This window comes from Novosphingobium sp. AP12 (assembly GCF_000281975.1).
Classification (GTDB): domain Bacteria; phylum Pseudomonadota; class Alphaproteobacteria; order Sphingomonadales; family Sphingomonadaceae; genus Novosphingobium.
The window spans coordinates 1-1,032 of record NZ_AKKE01000143.1 but is presented as its reverse complement, the minus strand read 5'-3'; the positions used below and the strand labels follow the sequence as shown (position 1 = coordinate 1,032).

Annotated in this window: 1 protein-coding gene; it reads left to right on the top strand. The window is 70.6% G+C overall.

The window, feature by feature from the left end; all coding sequences use genetic code 11:
* Positions 1–1,032, top strand: a 1,032-nt coding sequence (locus tag PMI02_RS20580; RefSeq protein WP_007686509.1) for an allantoate amidohydrolase, incomplete at both ends; no start/stop codon positions are given.

Here is a 1,032-nt window from a genome sequence, read left to right as displayed (position 1 = left end):
GCGACGCCGCCGCCAATCTCGTCGGTCGCTATGAGGGCCAACGTCCTGACGCCCCGGCACTGGTGATCGGCAGCCATCTCGATTCCGTGCGCGATGGCGGCCCCTATGATGGCCCGCTCGGCGTGATGCTCGGCATCGAGGCGGTGGCCGCGCTCCATGCACAGGGCCGCCGCCTGCCGTTCGCGATCGAGGTCTACGGCTTCGGCGACGAGGAAGGTTCGCGCTTTCCTGCCGCCATGCTGACCAGCCGCGCGGTCGCCGGAACGCTGGAAGTCGCCGCGCTGGATGTGGTGGACGCCGAGGGCATCACGCTCGCTCAGGCGCTGCCGTTCGCTGCGGATTATCTGACCGCCCGCCGCGAGCCCGCCGCGACGGTAGCCTACCTCGAAGCCCACATCGAGCAGGGTCCGGTGCTGGAGGCGGACGGCCTCGCGGTTGGCACCGTCACCGGCATCGCCGCGCAGCTGCGCTATAGCGTCACCGTCAAGGGCATGGCCGGCCACGCCGGCACCACCGCGATGCGCCTGCGCCGTGACCCGCTCGCCGGAGCGGCCGCCATGGTACTCGCGGTCGAGCAACTGGCGCGGGGGGACAATTCCGATGTGGTCGCCACCGTCGGCACCATCGAGGCGCTGCCCGGCGCCGCCAACGTGATTCCGGGCGAAGTCCACTTGACCATCGACGTGCGCTCGGGCTCCGAAGCACGGCGCAACGGCGTGGCCGAGGCGATCCTCGAGCGCCTGCGCGAGATCGCCGAGGCGCGCGCGCTGGAACTGGGCGTTGCGCTGGTCCACGATCTCGCTGCGAGCCCCTGCGATCCGGTGCTCATGGACCTGATGGATGATGCGCTCGTCGCCGCCGGGCAGCCGGTGCGCCGGCTCGTCTCGGGCGCGGGGCACGATGCCATGGTCATGGCCGCGCTGTGCCCCACCGCCATGCTGTTCATCCGCTGCAAGGATGGCATCAGCCACAACCCCGCCGAACACGTCGAGCCCGCAGACGTCGAAATTGCGCTGCAGGTGATGCTCGGCT